Here is a 14,274-nt window from a genome sequence, read left to right as displayed (position 1 = left end):
GGTGACTTAGCAGGGACGCCACCAGTTCCCGTAGGCGGTGGACGGTGCGCTGGCGCTCACGGCCTGGAAGCGGATGAAGACCCGGTAGAAGGTGCCGCAGGCCAGCCCGAGCGTCCTGGAGTAGGCCCTCGGGAAGTGCCTCTGCCAGCCGTTGCCGCTTTCCGTGCCGGCGCCGCCGGAGGTGCTGCGGAGGAGCTGGCAGGCGCGGATGATCATCGATTCCGGCAAGTTGGTGATGGTGCACATGCCCCGTGCCTGGCCGGCGTTGCCGAAGATCGAGAGGTTGACCTTGTAGCCGCCCGCGTAGGAATAGATGTCCCGGTGCATGACGCTGTCGGCGGACGCCCCCGCCGGTATGACGGCCAGAGTGGCCGCGACGATGGCGAGGGTGGCCAGCAGCTTCCGGATTCGGCCTGACATCTGTCATCTCCTTTGGTCGGGAGTTGGAGGACAGTGCTAGCTCGCCATAACTGATTGCTCTTGTCATCGCTTCTGGGCTACGCATCAATAGCAGCAACAACCGCAACAATCCGGAGCGGGCCATGTCGCGAGGTGGACGTAAGGATCAGCCGATCGACCGGGAGACGGGTCCCATTGCGGAATTCGTCGACGATCTGCGCCGGCTACGCGGCGAGATGTCGCTGCAGGAGGTCGGGCAGCGGATGCGCTACCACTCCAGCACGATTTCCCGGCGGCTGAATCCGGCGGAGTTGCCGCCGCTGGACTTCGTCCGATCGTATGTCGCGGCCTGTGGCGGGGATCCGGATGTCTGGGAGGCGCGGTGGCGCGTGATCGCCGGGGAGCCGGGATCAGCGGTGGAGCTTCCAGCAGAACCTGCCGGCGAGTCGGTGCGGCGTGCGTCCTGGCGGGTCCCGCTGGCCGCCGCGCTCGCCGTTGTGATCATCGCCGGGGGTGTCGGATACCTCTGGTTCTCCAGCCGGGAGCCGGGTCCTGCGGCCGCCACTCCCGCCTCGGCCTCTCCCTCGGTATCGCCTGCCAACGGCTTCCCCTGGAAGGTCACGAACATGTTCAAGCAGGTGACCTCTCGCGAGTGGACGCAGCACACCGAGGGCGACCTGGAGATCTGGGCGAACTTCTCCTGCCCCACCGGGATGATCGAGTACTGGATCGCGTTACGGCCCGGCGGCGCGTCCGCCCGCTTCGAGTGCAATTCCTGGCAGGTTCACACCTGGACCGGACTGCGGCCGGGCCGCTACAACTTCGAGCTCTGGAAGGACAATGACGGCCGCGCCGTCTCCGGGATCGGCGTCGTCCGCTGCACCTCCTCCATCGTGCAGCACCCGAAACCGTCCCCTGCCTGAGGGCAGGGATTCATGGCGGGGGAACGCGGACCCAGGCCATGCCGGCGGCCTCAGCAGCTTGAATTCCGTTGTCGGCGTCCTCAAAAACCAGGCAGCGCTTCGGGTCGACGCCCAATTGCCGGGCTGCCAGCAGAAACGGATCCGGGGCGGGTTTGGCCCGCGCATAATCGCCGGCGCAGACCATTACCTCGAATTTGTCGAGCAGTGCCAGGGCGGTCAGCGTCGCCGTCACCGATTCACGACTGCTGCCAGACACGACAGCGAACGGGATGCGTCCGAATTCAGCTTCGATGTGTTCGAGCACGCCGGGAACTGCGGTCAGCTGGGGCAGCATTTCCTGGCACAGTTCCTCACCGCGCCGGGCGACGGCCGGCACCGGCATGGCCAGCCCCTGACTCGCGTTGAGGTCGGTGAGGATGTCGGCCACCGTCCGACCGGCCCACGCGTAGAACAGTTCCTCGGATAGCTCACATCCCCACTCGCCCAACGCCTGCCGCCAGGCGAGAAAGCGCAGCGGCATGGAATCGGCGATGGTCCCGTCGCAGTCGAAGAGGTAGGCGTCGAACTCGCCGGAGGGAAGAGCCAGAATCACCGGGCCATTTTATCGAGGCCACTCTGGCTCGGGAGTGCGTAGTCGTCTGGTCCTTCTTGTTGAGGGGCGGGGCGCAGTAGCCGGTCGGCTTGGTGGATGACGGCCTCCAGGTACGCGGGGTCGGCTGGTGCCCGGGTTGATGAGCATGCGGTACATGGCCGCGCCCACGACAGCAGCAGGCCACAGGCGGTCAGCATCGGCAGCGGTACGTCCTTCAACCGCAGCACGACCAGCCAGGCCGCGCTCACCCAGAGGACGGCGACGAGTAACCCGATCTTGCCATCGCCGTTGTCGCCGCGATAGCCCAGGTCGCGAGCATCGTTCGCGCGTTCGAACTCAGATCACCCCGGCAGGACACCATGCTCTGAGCCGCGGGCTACAGAAGTTCCACCTTGGCCCCCCAACCTCTGAGCCAGACGACCGGGACGACGTCCGTCTTCCGCGTGGTCGCCTGGCCGAGGCCGTTGGCGCCGCCGTAGATGACGACCGGCACCTCGTACAGGCCGAGGATCGGGTACGCGTACAGGACTTGCTCGCGCCCGGGCGGTGCGGCCGGGATGGTTCCGGAGGTCTGGAAGCGTTCGGTGTGGCCTTGGGTGAAGGTCCGGCTGCGGGATGCCACCGTCGTGAGCGCCTTGGCCAGCGTTTCGTTCCAGCGAACGCCGCTGCTGACCGAGGTTCCGAACTTCTGGCCGAGGGTGAGCATGGACTGCACGCTGAATCCCGCCGACAGTTCGGCGGTGTCCGTGATGGTGTGTGACTCTTCTTTCGCTCTTGTCAGGGTCGTGGCGGTGGTGACGGAGATCTCGCCGGATCGGGCGAGGGACGCGGAGGCCTCGATGGAGAGGGTGTAGGTCGCGGGCCGCGGGTCGGCGTTGGCCCACAGCAGTCGCCAGTACCCGCGGTACTGGGCGGGGTCGTCCAGCGGCCGATCCTCGACGAAACGTTTGCGGCCTGCCAGCAGCTCGAAGGGTGCGACCAGGAAGAAGCTGAGCCGGGTGGCGGTGTAGTGGGCGACGTAGCCGCCCAGGCCACCCTCGTACCAGTGGTACTCGACCTCGATCCAGCGCCGGGGCGAGTCGGGGTCGTAGGCCTTCCATCGGGTCGCCCGGTCGAGTTCGAGCTCGATCACTCGTGAACTCTCGTCGGGCACCTCCTCGCTTCTGATGATTTTCCATGGCTTGTCCCCTTGGCCGCCCAGGGGGATCACCACAGGTTTGCCCGACGGATCGTCGGCGAGCAGCCGGACCTTGAGCCGCGGGTTCCTGAAGTTGCTGACGGTGTTGGTGTTGGTGACGCGCAGCCGGAACGTCGAGCCGCCGCCGCCCGGCGGGCCGGAGGCCAGGTAGTACAGGTGCGCGGCACCGTCGCCACCGGTCGTGGTGGACAGGTCCAGCCACTCGAGTCTGGCGGCGGCGCTGGCCGTCGTCCGCTCGGCGTCGTCGACGGTTTCTGCCTCGGCGGCCGGGGATCCGGCTCGCCGGGCCAGGTAGCCGAGGTCCAGCCGTCCGGGGTCCCAGTGGCTGTTGTTCGGGACGTGCTGGTGACCACAGACGCCGTCGAAGGCCGCCCACTCAGCGTCGGACATGCGGCAGGCCGCCCTCGCGCCGTAGCACTCCCGCCCGCCGGTGGCTTTGACGTTGAGCAGGTTGAGCGGCACGAGCTCGGCCACCGGACGCAGGACCCGTTCGGCGAGCCAGTCGAGCGTCTCGCGAGGGGCGTTGGCCATGTTCGCGGCGTTCCCCCAGATCTCCACCTGGACCGCGCGCGAACGGTTGGTCTCGACCGTGCCGCTCGGGTGCTTGAGCGCGTAGGCCGCCCGGTCGAGCGGGATGACCTGCAGGAGCAGGTCGGCCGACGGCATGGCCCACAGGTGCGCGGGGCTGGGGTGTCTGGCCACCATGGCGCGGAAGCCGTCGACGGACGGCTCGGCCTCGATGGTGTGCATGACCAGGCGCCATGGCGCGGTGCGGACATGGCTCAGCCCGGCGCTCTTGGCGTGCGGGACCCGTTCGGCGCGGGGGACCCACAGTCCGGGCTCGCTCTCGGCGTCCTCGCGCGAGCGCAAGATGAGGGTGTACGGCAGCAGCGTCCCGCCCAGATCGGCGACCAGCCTGGCCGGGCCATCGAGCACCGCGACGTATCGCCCAGGCGGCCGGCCGCGGCCCGCCTGCGGATGCGTGAGCACATCGGGCCCCGCCAGAACCGACACCGAAGCGTAGGGGATCCCGCGCGGGCTGGTGATCACGAGATCGCCGGCCCGGAGAGGAACCTGGAGGGGTTCCCGGGGTGCGCCGATGACGTCGAAGTTCCCGGGTCCGCTCCTTCGTACCGCATAGGCGTCGAAGAGATCGGCCGCGCCGAGACCGGAAGGGATGGGGTTCACTGTCGGCTCCTGTGCGAAGAGGTGTGCGAGCGACTGCTCCACGTTGAGGTATCCGCTGCCCAGCCCCTGGGTGTCTTTGCTGGGTGGGTCACAGCCGGCGAGCAGGAGTCTTCTGGTCTCGTCGATGGGCAGAAGCCTCCCGGCCGCCTCGAACAGCAGGGCCACGGCCCCGGCGACCTGCGGCGCGGCCATGGACGTGCCCGACATCCCGACGTACAACGAGTTCCGGTCGCCGTCGCGGGGCTGGGATCTCGCGCCGAGCACCTGGACACCCGGCGCGACCAGGTCTGGTTTGTCGCGATGGTCGCGGGTGGGGCCGACCGAGCTGAACGGCGCCCTGGGGCGGTCGCTCTGCAGCGCGTCGTAGGCGCCGACCACGATCGTCCGGAAGCCGTTGGCGATCGAGCCCGTCGTGGTGCGCGGGTCGCTGTCTTCCCGGTCGAAGTGGGATTGGCAGCTCCGGCAGCCGCCATCCCGCTCGATCCACGCGTGAACCCTGCCGTCGACCACGTCCTCGGCGTGCAGCGCGATCGTCCAGTCCCCTTCTCCCGCGTGGGGCTCGAGGAAGACCGCGCATTGGTGATCGCCGTTGTTGGGGTCGCAGGCCCGGTGGTAGACACGTGCGATCTGCCGGTCTTCCGCGGTGAGCGTGGCCTGTTCGCCCTGCCGTACGACGCATCGCTGCGATCCGTCCGGAGCGGTGACTTCGACGGTTAGCGTGTCACGGCCCTCGTACCAGATGTCGACCTCGTTGGTCGTCCGGTCGGCGGAATCCGCCCGTACGGCGAAGCTGCGCGTTTCTCCCCGGCGCAGGAGCCACGAGGCGTGAGCCCGCCGCTGGTAGTAGTTGCCGCAGCTCTGCACGATCGCCAGGCCGGGTGTGACGGCGAGCAGGTGGTCCATGGCCCTTTCGACCAGCGTGCAACCGGTGTGCTCGCCGGCGTGACGGCCAAGGCTGAGGCTGATGACGCAGGGGCGGCCGGCGATGCGGTGGATGAAGTCGATCGACTCCAGAAGTTCGACCGAGTCACCCAGCGGGCGGGTTTCCCCCTTCCTCAGGTTGACGAAGACGAGCGCGGCGGAGGGAGCGACACCGCGCGGCCCGCCACCCCGGCCGTTCCCGGCGGCGAGGCTGATGGTGTGAGACCCGTGCGCCCCCGCCCCGTAGTCGAAGTCGGCGGGGTGATAGCCCAGCGCACGGTAGGGGTCGGGCCGGGCGAGCGCGGCGTTGATCCGGTCGGCGTCGTGGATCCGGCCGTACCCGTAGGGCTGGGCGCCGCCTGGAGCGGCCGGCCGCTGGTCCCAGAGGGCCAGGAGACGTGTGGTGCCGTCGGCGTTTCTGAGGTCGGGATGGGCGAAGTCGCACCCCCAGTCGGCGACTCCCAGGACAACCCCGTGCCCGGTGTAGGCCGTCGGCACGGTGGTTGTGGCAGCTCCGGGCCCCTCCTCGGTGAGCGACTCCACCTCCGGCGCGTAGGCGTGCGGAGCCTTGACCGACCACGTGGTGTCATCGGCCCACAAGCGGGTGATCGAGCCGCGCGGGACCCGGGCCGTGACGACGTCTCCGAACCGGCTGACGATCCTGGCCAGATCCGGGGTTCTGGCCGGGTCCCGCAGGCGGATCAGCACGCGTACCTCGTCGTCGGCCGCGCCGCCCGACACCAGCTTGCTGAGGGCCGGATCCACGGCCGGCCCTACGTGCGCTTCTTCGTCGGAGTGATCTTCGTAAGCCTGTCGAGCTTGTCGCTGATCTGCTGAAGTGCGGTGGTCACCTGCCCGTGCCGAGTTCCCGCGGCCGTGTCGGTCTCCAGCCCGCCGGCCGTAGCGGTGAGTGCCGTCAGCGCGGAGTCGACCTTGTCCACCACCGCCTTGAGCGCGTCGAGCTTGGCCGACAGGTCGGGGGGCGGCCCAGGCACGGCCCTGACGATGTGGAGCAGCACCGCGAAGCCCTTCGCCCGCCTGGCCGGCGGCATCGGATCCTGGGCGTAGACGGTGCCGACCGGGCCGATCGCTTCGATCTCCTCGACCCGTGCCCTGAGACCCAGTTGCCCGAGGTCGGCTTCCGCGTCCGCGCGGCTCTTGCCGATGACGTTGGGGACGCCGACCTGGACCGCGGCGGTCTGGCCGGGGGCGCCTCCGATGACGAGTCCCTGCATGGTCGCCGCCCCCTCTCAGCGGTTGAACGCTGTCAGCAGCAGAATCAGCATGGTCGGGTCGCCGAAGGCGCCCTTGTTCCCGTCGGCGCCCGAGGGCGGCTGGGTGAGCAGCAGCAACGGCAGGATCATCGTGAGCGGGTTCTGCGACTGCGTGAGAACCCTGACGGGGCGGCCGTTGTCGTCGGTGGACTCGACGGCCTGCTGGGTGAGCATGGGCAGCAACACGGCCAGCATCTTGGTCTGCTGAAGGTCGGTACGCAGGCCGTCGGCGGCCTTGCGCCGGCCCGCGACCTCCCTGCGCAGGAGGGCGGTCTGCCTGTCCTGGGCCGTCGTGAGCGCGTCGGTCCGCGTCTCCAGGGCCCGCACCGCGGTGCTCAGTGTCTCGATCTTCGAGTCGAGGTTGCGCGCGGCGGCCTGGACCTGCGACTGGCTGGCCGCCGACGGCGCCGACCGCTGGACGAAGCTGCTCTGCCTGGGCGGCGTGCGAACGGTGGCCGGCGGGCGGCGCGTACGTTCGTCGAAGTCCTCCGACTCGGCGTCGTCGAGCAGCGCTTCCAGTTCTTCGAAGTAGGCGGATGTCACGTCTCGCTCCCTGTCTGCCGTGGGTGAGATCGCCGGCTCAGGACGGTGTGGGTCCTGACGGCGGGAAGAACGAGCTGGTCGAACGCCACTTTGTCGGGCGGCAACTGGCCGGGACGCCCGTGCCCGCGGCAGTAGCGGCAATCGGGGTCGGTACCCCAGCATCCCGGGCACGCTCCCAGCGCGCCCGCCAACTCGTCGAGGCGGTGCTGGAGCGTGTCGACGCGGGCGGACATCTCGTCCATGAGACGGCGCAGGGAGGATGCCTCCCTGCTGAGCGCGAGGGCGCGCTCAGCCTCCTCGTCGGCGAGTTCCCTGGTGAGCTGCTCCTCTCGCCGGGTGAGGAACTGGGCGAGCTGGGCCAGCTGCGGGTCGCCCTTGGACAGTTGCTGCTGCAGGAGCGCCGCCATGGGTTCCGTCATCAGAGCTCCTGCCAGACCTCGTCCGCCGAGTCGGCGTCGTCCCAGACATCGCCCCAGTCGGTGTCCGCGCCTTCCGTGCCTTCCGCGCCTTCCGTGCCGAAGAGCTGCAGCAGCCGTCCCGCTCGTTGTGCGGGGTCGGCGGGATCGACGACGAGCTGCCCGGCCGTGTCGAGCAGATAGGCGGGTACGGCTTCGCCGGCGTGCGCCTCCGCTGCCGCCTCCAGCGCCAGGGCGCCGACCAGCCCGGCGACCTCGGAGGCCTCGACCGGCGTGCGGGCGGCCCCGACCGGAACCGTGCCGCCGCCGCGCTGCAACAGGAGGGCGAGCGCGGACATGATCCGAGGGTCGGCGAGCAACGCCTGCAGATGTCCGGCGGCGGGCACGGCGGAGGGACCGCCCGCCGGAGCCTGACGGCTGGTGAGGGAACCGGCGGTGCCCACCACGCCGGTGATGACCCGTCCGACGTCACGGGCCGGCCCCGTGGTGTGCCCGGCCAGCGCGGAACCCACGCCTCCGGTGATCGCGCCGCCGAGCGCACCCCATGGACCGCCCAGCGCCCCGCCCGCCGCCGCTCCGGACAGTGCTCCCTGCCCGATGCTGGCCAGCACCGGCGCCGCGGTGTTGAGCGCCCGGCCGAGCTGGTTGAAGAACTCCTCGTACTCGGCCGGGGTGACGTCTTCGCCGAAGGCCGCGGCGAACGCCCCCTCCAACTGGGCATCGGCCAGGTCCGCGTACCGGGGGTCCAGCACCTCGCGCAGGGATGGGTAGAAAGTCTCGGCCATCGCACCTCCTCAGGCGGCAGCGTCTCCGGCCGCCCATCTGATGGCGGCGGCCAGCGTGGCCGGCGACAGGGGATCGATCGCGACGAGCGTCGGCCGCAGGCGATACAGCAGGCCTCGCCCGTGGTCGAGGTCGACGCCCAGAACACCGATGTCTGGATACTCATCGACGAGCCGCTCCACCATCGGGGGCAGCTCACCACCGGCCAGATTCACGATCACCACGTCGGCGCGGCCCACGTCGAGCAGGATGCGGATCTCGCCACTTTCCTCGGCGACGAGCAGGAGATCGGCCTCCTGATCCAGGGCGTCCCGGACCACGCGGCTGAGCGTGGCGGTGACCCCGGCGAGGGCGACGCGGATCCGTGGCACAACCTCGACCGTAGGAACCGCCGGCCCTGAAGAGAATGGAGCCTAAGGCCCATCTTGGATCCAGCGGGAGGACCAAGCCCGAGGTACTAGACAGGGCCCAGATGGTCTTCGTGCTCCGCCGAACGCAGCCGGGCCGCCGCTTCGCCACGGCGGCTCACGCGTAGCTTCTCCAGGACGTTGTGCACGTGGTTCTTCACCGTGCGTACCTCGATGCCGAGCTGCCGGGCGATCTGCTTGTTCGCCATTCCGCGCTCGATCAGGACCAGGACCTCGCGTTCCCTCGGCGTCAGCCTGGCCTGGTCCGGCGGGGTGGCGCGCGAGCGGGCCACCAGCCGCATCAAGGCGTGGGCGACCGGCTGAGGACACGCAGTCTCGCCCCTGACCGCCGCCGTGACCGTCCGCTGGAGATCCGCCCACGTGCCGTCCCTCATCATGAAGCCGAGCACCCCCGCCTCCGCGCAGCACAGGATTTCGTTCTCCGCGCCTGAGGTGGCCAGGATCACGACCGGCACGACAGGCGCGGCGAGGCGTACGGCGGCGAGAATCGGCTGCCACGCCACGCAGGTCAGGCTGAGCAGGACGATGTTCACCGGGTGCGCGACAAGCGATTCGGTGACGGTCCGCGCGTCGCCGGCCGTGAGCACCTCACCCACCCATTTCTCCTCGCGCAGCCGGCCCGCCAGCGCGTCCCGCGTCAAGCAGACGTCGTCGATCAGCAACATCACAGGTCCGCTGGTACGGCGTGCCGTGGCGTCGAGCGGCAGAGACCGGTGTTCGTGATGATCCATCGGCTATCCCGGGAGACGTGGGTGAGCGCAGGACAACGCTCCCTTGCCGCAACCATCGGCCGTCCCGGCGACCGCATCAACAATCCGAGCCGCCAGTACACGGGGTACGGGCAACCTTCCTCGCCCCGGCACGCCCAAATCCCCAATCGTGCCCAGCCCTCACATGATTGTTCGCCATTGATTGATTGGCCGCTCAGCTCTGAGGCCGATCAATTCCCCCGTGCTAAATCGGAGCTGAAGGCCTTCGTGACCAGGGGCAGCGCTAGAGATCGCGATGGGCGCGGTCCGAGCGGCGAAGGCAGTGAAACCCGTATTCGATCAGGAGGAAATCGTGAAACGCAGCTTACGAACGCTGCTGGGCGCCGCCAGCGCGCTCATCTTCGCCGGCACGTTGCTGACGGCTCCGGCCCACGCCCAGGCGATACCCGACGGGAAGTTCTGCGTTGTCGAGGTCGGAAAGTCGGTCGGCGGGCGCTTCTCGCCGGTGAAGTCGCAGACGTGCGGCGACGACCCGACCTCCTCGGCCTTCACGGCGGCTGCCGCGCCCGACGTGCTGCTCATGGAGTGGTTCTGGAACGCGCACAACAACCCGCCGGAGATCACACGCATCATCGTGTCGGCGGAGGAGGGCCCCTGCGACTCGTCCGGCTACCGCCTGCGGCCGAACCTCATCTGGGACAACGAGATCTCCGGCTTCTACACGTACAGCGACTGTCGTGAGGTGACCATCTACGACGGCTACAGATTGAACGGCGACTCGCAGTACTGGTACGACGGGGTAGGCAACGGGCCCAACGTGGGCTACGTCGGGGACCGCATGAACGACCGGACCAGTTCCCTCTGGATCCGCTACTGACCCGCACCCCGACGCAGCACCCCGGGTAGGCCGCCGGCTCGACTCCACCAGATCCCGGACCGAGCCGGCGGCCCAGGTAAGCGCAGGAGCCGTACTTCTCTGATGAGCCCGAGAAGACCCTGAACTACCAGCGATCCCGCAGCCCCGGCCTCCGCCTGACCGACAAGCTTCCCGGCGCCCCTGACCGCGTCCTGCCCGAAGCCGCGATCAACTGGCCGGGCGTTTGACGTCGACCCTCATGCGGGACGTTCGGGCAGGGACCACAGGCACCGCGGATCGCCTGCGCCAGGGCGAGCTGCCTGTTCATGGCACGGCGAGGAACGTGATGGAACGCCCCAAGGGTGATGACACCTCCCCGAAGGGATACCTGATGAGAACACTCCGCTGGGCGAGCGCCGTTGCCGCCACCGCCTGCCTGGGCACCGCCCTGCTCACCGGCAGCGCCAGCGCGCAGAGCGCTGTCGCGTCCCCGGTCTGCGTCACGAACCATGGCGTGCGATTCTGCGAGATGCCGGACATCGTCGGCCTGGGCATCGGCGAGGCCCGGTCCACGCTGGCCGCCTTCGGCTTCTCCTTCGGCGTCCAGCGTTCCACGATCGACCACGTCTGCAACAACATCGGCCTGATCGCCCGGCAGAGCCCGCGCACGTCCGTCGGCTCCAACCCGCTGGTCCTCTACCCGGCCGGCACCGCGGTCGACGTCTGGATCTGGCAGCGCCCGCCGCACCCCTGCCCCTGACGTTCAGAGCGACCCGACGACGCCCCTTCCCGCTGCGAGGTTTCGGTCGGAGGGAAGAGCCGGCCTGTCAGGTTCCGCAGATGGCGTACGAAATGATGCTTCTCCGGCCGGTGTTGGAGGGATGCGAGCGGGCGTAGATCGTCCAGGAGTCCTGTGCGGAACGGTAGGAGTCGGTGATGGTCACGCCCTGGTGGACTTCGTACCAGACACCGCCTCCGCCGCCGCCGAGAAGCGTGGTCCCTGCCGGGCAGGTCGCGGTGACCGGTTTGTACTCGCCCGGGGCGAGGACGGCTCCCGCTCCCCGAACGAGCTGGGTCGTCAGGTCGCTGCCGCAGATGGCGATGGGCTGAATGCCGATGATCTCCGCGTTGTGGTTGCGGACCCGGATGAACCAGTCATCACCGCCGGAGTCGCTCAGCGGAAGCGAGGCGTCGATGGAGACGTTGAGCGGGCCGCTGATCCACTGCCCGCCGCCGAGGATGCGCATCCCGGCCGGGCAGGTCACGCTGGCGATGTCCTGCCCGCCGTTCGGGGTGACGCTGACCGCGCTTCCGCGGACCTGCTGGTACGCGGTGAGGCCGCTCCCGCAGACCGCGTACCCGGTGACGTAGGCGTCGCTCGTGCCGTTGTTGCGTACGGTGGTCTCCCACGTGTCGCGCCACGGGACCGAGCGGGTGAGGACCACGCTCCCGGAGACGGGGTTGCTTTCACCTCCGCCGAACACCAACGTACCGGCCGGGCAGGTGGCGACGGCTTCGGCGCTCCCGCCCGCGGGCACCCTGACGGGTGAGGACTGGACGAAGACGGGGGCGTTCGCGCTTTTGGCCTCGGCCGAGCTGGACCACGGTTCGATCTTGGTCGATGGGGGCTCGTCAGGCGGGGTCGGCCCTGGCAGGTACAGGCCAAGGACAGCGGTCAGCGCCATGACCTCAGCGAGAAGGGCCACGAAGATCTCCTGCCGTCGATCCGACCGGGCACGGCTACACCTTGCACCCACTGCGTCATAGGAGGATAGCCCTCGACCGCTCTCCCCGCTCGATGAACGCCCTTCGGGAGCGGCCTAGGGAATGGATGTTGGTTGTTCGCCGCGCCGTACACCAATGCGGCCGTCAGAGCCCGGACGGACCCCTCAGTGAGCGAACTGAGAGGAACGGCAGGTTCTGAGGTAGCTGAGGAATGAGGCCTGCAGTCCTGTCACGTGCGTTTCCTTCAGGACCGCGCTGGTGACGGATCCGCTGTGGGAGGTGAGGCGGTGAAGCAGGGTGGCCGTGTTCTTCGTGATGCTCTGGTAAATGGCCAGGTCTCCGAGAAGCTCTCGGTCGTTGAAGGTCACGTGAAGCTTGGTGGCATTATGGCTGTCGCCCATCTCTTTGAGCTGGGCGAAGACCTGACTGTCTTCACTGGCGACGCCGGGGCTGCCCGCGCCGATGCTCTCGAAGAACGTGCTGCCGGTGAGCCAGGTGTAGAGGCTGAAAAGTCCGCCGTAGGAATAGCCGAAAAGGCCGTGACCGCTCGTGGCTGTGCCGTAGTCGCGTTCGATTCGCGGGTGCAGTTCGGTGGTGAGGAAACTCAGGAACGCGTCGGCGTGGGTGTCGCGTAGTTCGGCGAGGTACGCGTCGGCCTGCTCGCGTGTCATCGCGCCCGATTGAAGACTCTTCTCCACGGCGTCGATGAACTCCCTGGAGATGGGTTCGCCGGGTGGCACGAGGTCTCTGTTGCGCAGCCGTGCCCAGTGCTGTGCTTCCTCGCCCGCGTAGCCGACGCTGACTTGGACGTAGGGCTGGATCTGTTGCATGGGGTCGAGCTGGGTGACGATGAGCGGAGCCGTCATGCCCACGGCGAAGTTGCCGTCGAGGACGTACACGACAGGCGCTCGCGTCGTGGCGGGGTCGTAGCGCGGTGGCGTGGTGACCCAGACGCCGTAGTCATGCCCACCGCCGGAACGCACCTCGAAGTAGTCGGTGTCGGCGAGGCAGCCCTGCCACATGGCGCTCATCGCAGGTCCTTCACAACGCGTCCGGCCTGGACGACGACGACGGCGTTGGCGGGATCGGCGAAGAGCTTCGGATCTTCGAGTGGGTCGCCGTTCCAGAGCACGAGGTCTGCCCGCATGCCGGGGGCGATGACCCCCACCTGGCCGGACAGGCCGAGGATCTCGGCGTTGGTCTTCGTGGCCGCCACGAGGGCGTCCATCGGCGTCTCGAGGTTCGCGCGCAACCTGAGCTCCTCTCCTCGACGGTCCTGAGCCGGACCGATGAGATCGGAACCCAGCCCGATCCGCACTCCGGCCTCCTTGGCTACGGCAAGCGCCTGCGTCATCCGTTCACGTACACCCATCACTCGATCGCGAGCCGACTCGCCGAGGCCGGCTCCGGAGGGGTTGTGCAGCAGCTGCTCGACGACAGCGAACGTGGGCACGAGGGCGACCCCGCGCGTGGCCATCAGGGTGGCCGTGGACTCATCGAGGTCGGTGCCGTGCTCGACACAACGCGCCCCGGCTTCGACCGCGTTTCGGATGCCTTCGTTGTTATGGGCGTGAACCGTCACATAGGTGCCCCGTGCCGCAGCTTCTTGGACAGCGACGGCGATCTCTTCCACGGTGAACTGGGTGTCGGTCAGCTGGTCGTGAGCGCCGACCACTCCGCCGGTCACACAGAGCTTCAGAAAGGAGGCTCCGCGGCGGAAGGTCTCCCGCACATTGGCGCGTAGCTCGTCCGCGTTGCCCGACATCATGGAGAGGGCACACAGACCCGGAATGTGATGACTGCTCCACAGCTCGGTGGGTTCCCAGTCGGCTCCGTAGTAGCCGTGCCCGCCGATCTGGCACTGCACCGGCCCGCACGACAGCACGCGCGGTCCCCTGACCTTGCCCTTCGCGATCGTGGTGACGACGCCGCCGTCGATCCCGCCGGTGTCCCGGACGGTCGTGAAACCGGCATCGAGCGTCGCGCCGGCCGTGGCGAAGATGTCCGCCGCGATCTCGGCGGCACTGATCTGAAACGAGAACTGCGGCTGGATCGGGCTCGACAAACCCAGGTGAACGTGCGCGTCGATCAGGCCGGGCGTCATCGTCAGTCCCCCGGCATCGAGGCGCTCGCCATGTGCGCTGGAGGCGCCGAGCCGGGTGATGTGCCCGTCTTCGACGGTGACGTCGACGTCGCTGGGGTCGCGGCCCGACCCGTCCACGACCGCCGCGCCGACTACCTGAAAACGTCCCACGAGTCGATCCCTCCGCCGTTGCGAGCCGACTGCCACCATGTGGGAAGCAACATCGCCAGCCTTC

The 14,274-nt window shown here is 68.7% G+C and carries 15 protein-coding genes; 3 read left to right on the top strand and 12 right to left on the bottom strand.

Going from position 1 to position 14,274, the window contains the following annotated elements:
* Positions 1-6: 6 nt before the first annotated feature.
* Positions 7-420, bottom strand: coding sequence for a hypothetical protein (locus HNR40_RS09105; RefSeq protein ID WP_184959814.1), 414 nt, complete (start codon positions 418-420; stop codon positions 7-9).
* Positions 421-542: 122 nt separating this feature from the next.
* On the opposite strand from HNR40_RS09105, the gene HNR40_RS09100 reads away from it, so the two are divergent.
* Entirely contained in the window at positions 543-1,322 is a 780-nt protein-coding gene (locus HNR40_RS09100) for a helix-turn-helix domain-containing protein (RefSeq protein ID WP_184959813.1), read from the top strand.
* Positions 1,323-1,332: 10 nt separating this feature from the next.
* Here the strand turns inward: HNR40_RS09100 and HNR40_RS09095 are convergent, their stop codons facing one another.
* The 8 genes from HNR40_RS09095 to HNR40_RS09060 all read right to left on the bottom strand — a co-directional run bounded on the left by HNR40_RS09095 (position 1,333) and on the right by HNR40_RS09060 (position 9,396).
* Positions 1,333-1,914 (bottom strand): HAD family hydrolase, encoded by a 582-nt coding sequence (locus tag HNR40_RS09095; RefSeq protein WP_184959812.1) that lies wholly within the window; start codon positions 1,912-1,914, stop codon positions 1,333-1,335.
* A gap of 376 nt (positions 1,915-2,290) precedes the next feature.
* Positions 2,291-5,986 (bottom strand): S8 family serine peptidase, encoded by a 3,696-nt coding sequence (locus HNR40_RS09090; RefSeq protein WP_184959811.1) that lies wholly within the window; start codon positions 5,984-5,986, stop codon positions 2,291-2,293.
* A gap of 8 nt (positions 5,987-5,994) precedes the next feature.
* Positions 5,995-6,456 (bottom strand): PASTA domain-containing protein, encoded by a 462-nt coding sequence (locus HNR40_RS09085; protein ID WP_184959810.1) that lies wholly within the window; start codon positions 6,454-6,456, stop codon positions 5,995-5,997.
* Between the two features lie 15 nt (positions 6,457-6,471).
* Positions 6,472-7,038 carry a hypothetical protein gene (locus HNR40_RS09080; RefSeq protein ID WP_184959809.1) on the bottom strand — a complete coding sequence of 189 codons (567 nt, stop codon included), beginning with the start codon at positions 7,036-7,038 and terminating at the stop codon, positions 6,472-6,474.
* On the bottom strand, positions 7,035-7,457 hold the full coding sequence (locus HNR40_RS09075; protein WP_184959808.1) for a hypothetical protein: 423 nt from the start codon (positions 7,455-7,457) through the stop codon (positions 7,035-7,037). The genes HNR40_RS09080 and HNR40_RS09075 overlap by 4 nt, the downstream gene beginning before the upstream one ends.
* Positions 7,457-8,239 (bottom strand): hypothetical protein, encoded by a 783-nt coding sequence (locus HNR40_RS09070; RefSeq protein WP_184959807.1) that lies wholly within the window; start codon positions 8,237-8,239, stop codon positions 7,457-7,459. Before HNR40_RS09070 ends, HNR40_RS09075 begins: the two co-directional genes overlap by 1 nt.
* A gap of 9 nt (positions 8,240-8,248) precedes the next feature.
* Complete coding sequence (locus HNR40_RS09065) at positions 8,249-8,608, bottom strand: hypothetical protein (RefSeq protein WP_184959806.1); 360 nt, start codon at positions 8,606-8,608, stop codon at positions 8,249-8,251.
* 86 nt (positions 8,609-8,694) lie between these two features.
* Positions 8,695-9,396, bottom strand: a complete 702-nt coding sequence (locus HNR40_RS09060; protein WP_184959805.1) for a LuxR C-terminal-related transcriptional regulator — start codon at positions 9,394-9,396, stop codon at positions 8,695-8,697.
* Between the two features lie 331 nt (positions 9,397-9,727).
* Here HNR40_RS09060 and HNR40_RS09055 point away from each other — a divergent pair, with 331 nt between their 5' ends.
* Both HNR40_RS09055 and HNR40_RS09050 read left to right on the top strand, forming a co-directional pair.
* Positions 9,728-10,252, top strand: a complete 525-nt coding sequence (locus HNR40_RS09055; protein WP_184959804.1) for a hypothetical protein — start codon at positions 9,728-9,730, stop codon at positions 10,250-10,252.
* 370 nt (positions 10,253-10,622) lie between these two features.
* On the top strand, positions 10,623-10,991 hold the full coding sequence (locus HNR40_RS09050) for a PASTA domain-containing protein (RefSeq protein ID WP_184959803.1): 369 nt from the start codon (positions 10,623-10,625) through the stop codon (positions 10,989-10,991).
* A gap of 67 nt (positions 10,992-11,058) precedes the next feature.
* On the opposite strand, the gene HNR40_RS09045 is transcribed toward HNR40_RS09050, so the two are convergent.
* The 3 genes from HNR40_RS09045 to HNR40_RS09035 form a co-directional block, all read right to left on the bottom strand.
* A complete protein-coding gene (locus HNR40_RS09045; RefSeq protein WP_184959802.1) occupies positions 11,059-11,937 on the bottom strand; it encodes a hypothetical protein in 879 nt (292 codons plus the stop codon).
* 183 nt (positions 11,938-12,120) lie between these two features.
* Positions 12,121-12,987, bottom strand: coding sequence for an alpha/beta hydrolase (locus HNR40_RS09040; RefSeq protein ID WP_184959801.1), 867 nt, complete (start codon positions 12,985-12,987; stop codon positions 12,121-12,123).
* Entirely contained in the window at positions 12,984-14,210 is a 1,227-nt protein-coding gene (locus tag HNR40_RS09035) for a metal-dependent hydrolase family protein (RefSeq protein WP_184959800.1), read from the bottom strand. Before HNR40_RS09035 ends, HNR40_RS09040 begins: the two co-directional genes overlap by 4 nt.
* Between the last annotated feature and the right edge of the window lie 64 nt (positions 14,211-14,274).

The organism is Nonomuraea endophytica, from assembly GCF_014203235.1.
GTDB classification, from domain to species: domain Bacteria; phylum Actinomycetota; class Actinomycetes; order Streptosporangiales; family Streptosporangiaceae; genus Nonomuraea; species Nonomuraea endophytica.
This window is presented reverse-complemented; position numbering and strand designations above follow the sequence as displayed.

Bases quoted from the DNA above. Each gene is read 5' to 3' on its own strand.
- HNR40_RS09105 (WP_184959814.1), bottom strand. From the start codon at position 420: ATGTCAGGCCGAATCCGGAAGCTGCTGGCCACCCTCGCCATCGTCGCG.
- HNR40_RS09100 (WP_184959813.1), top strand. From the start codon at position 543: ATGTCGCGAGGTGGACGTAAGGATCAGCCGATCGACCGGGAGACGGGT.
- HNR40_RS09085 (WP_184959810.1), bottom strand. From the start codon at position 6,456: ATGCAGGGACTCGTCATCGGAGGCGCCCCCGGCCAGACCGCCGCGGTC.
- HNR40_RS09075 (WP_184959808.1), bottom strand. From the start codon at position 7,457: ATGACGGAACCCATGGCGGCGCTCCTGCAGCAGCAACTGTCCAAGGGC.
- HNR40_RS09070 (WP_184959807.1), bottom strand. From the start codon at position 8,239: ATGGCCGAGACTTTCTACCCATCCCTGCGCGAGGTGCTGGACCCCCGG.
- HNR40_RS09060 (WP_184959805.1), bottom strand. From the start codon at position 9,396: ATGGATCATCACGAACACCGGTCTCTGCCGCTCGACGCCACGGCACGC.
- HNR40_RS09050 (WP_184959803.1), top strand. From the start codon at position 10,623: ATGAGAACACTCCGCTGGGCGAGCGCCGTTGCCGCCACCGCCTGCCTG.
- HNR40_RS09040 (WP_184959801.1), bottom strand. From the start codon at position 12,987: ATGAGCGCCATGTGGCAGGGCTGCCTCGCCGACACCGACTACTTCGAG.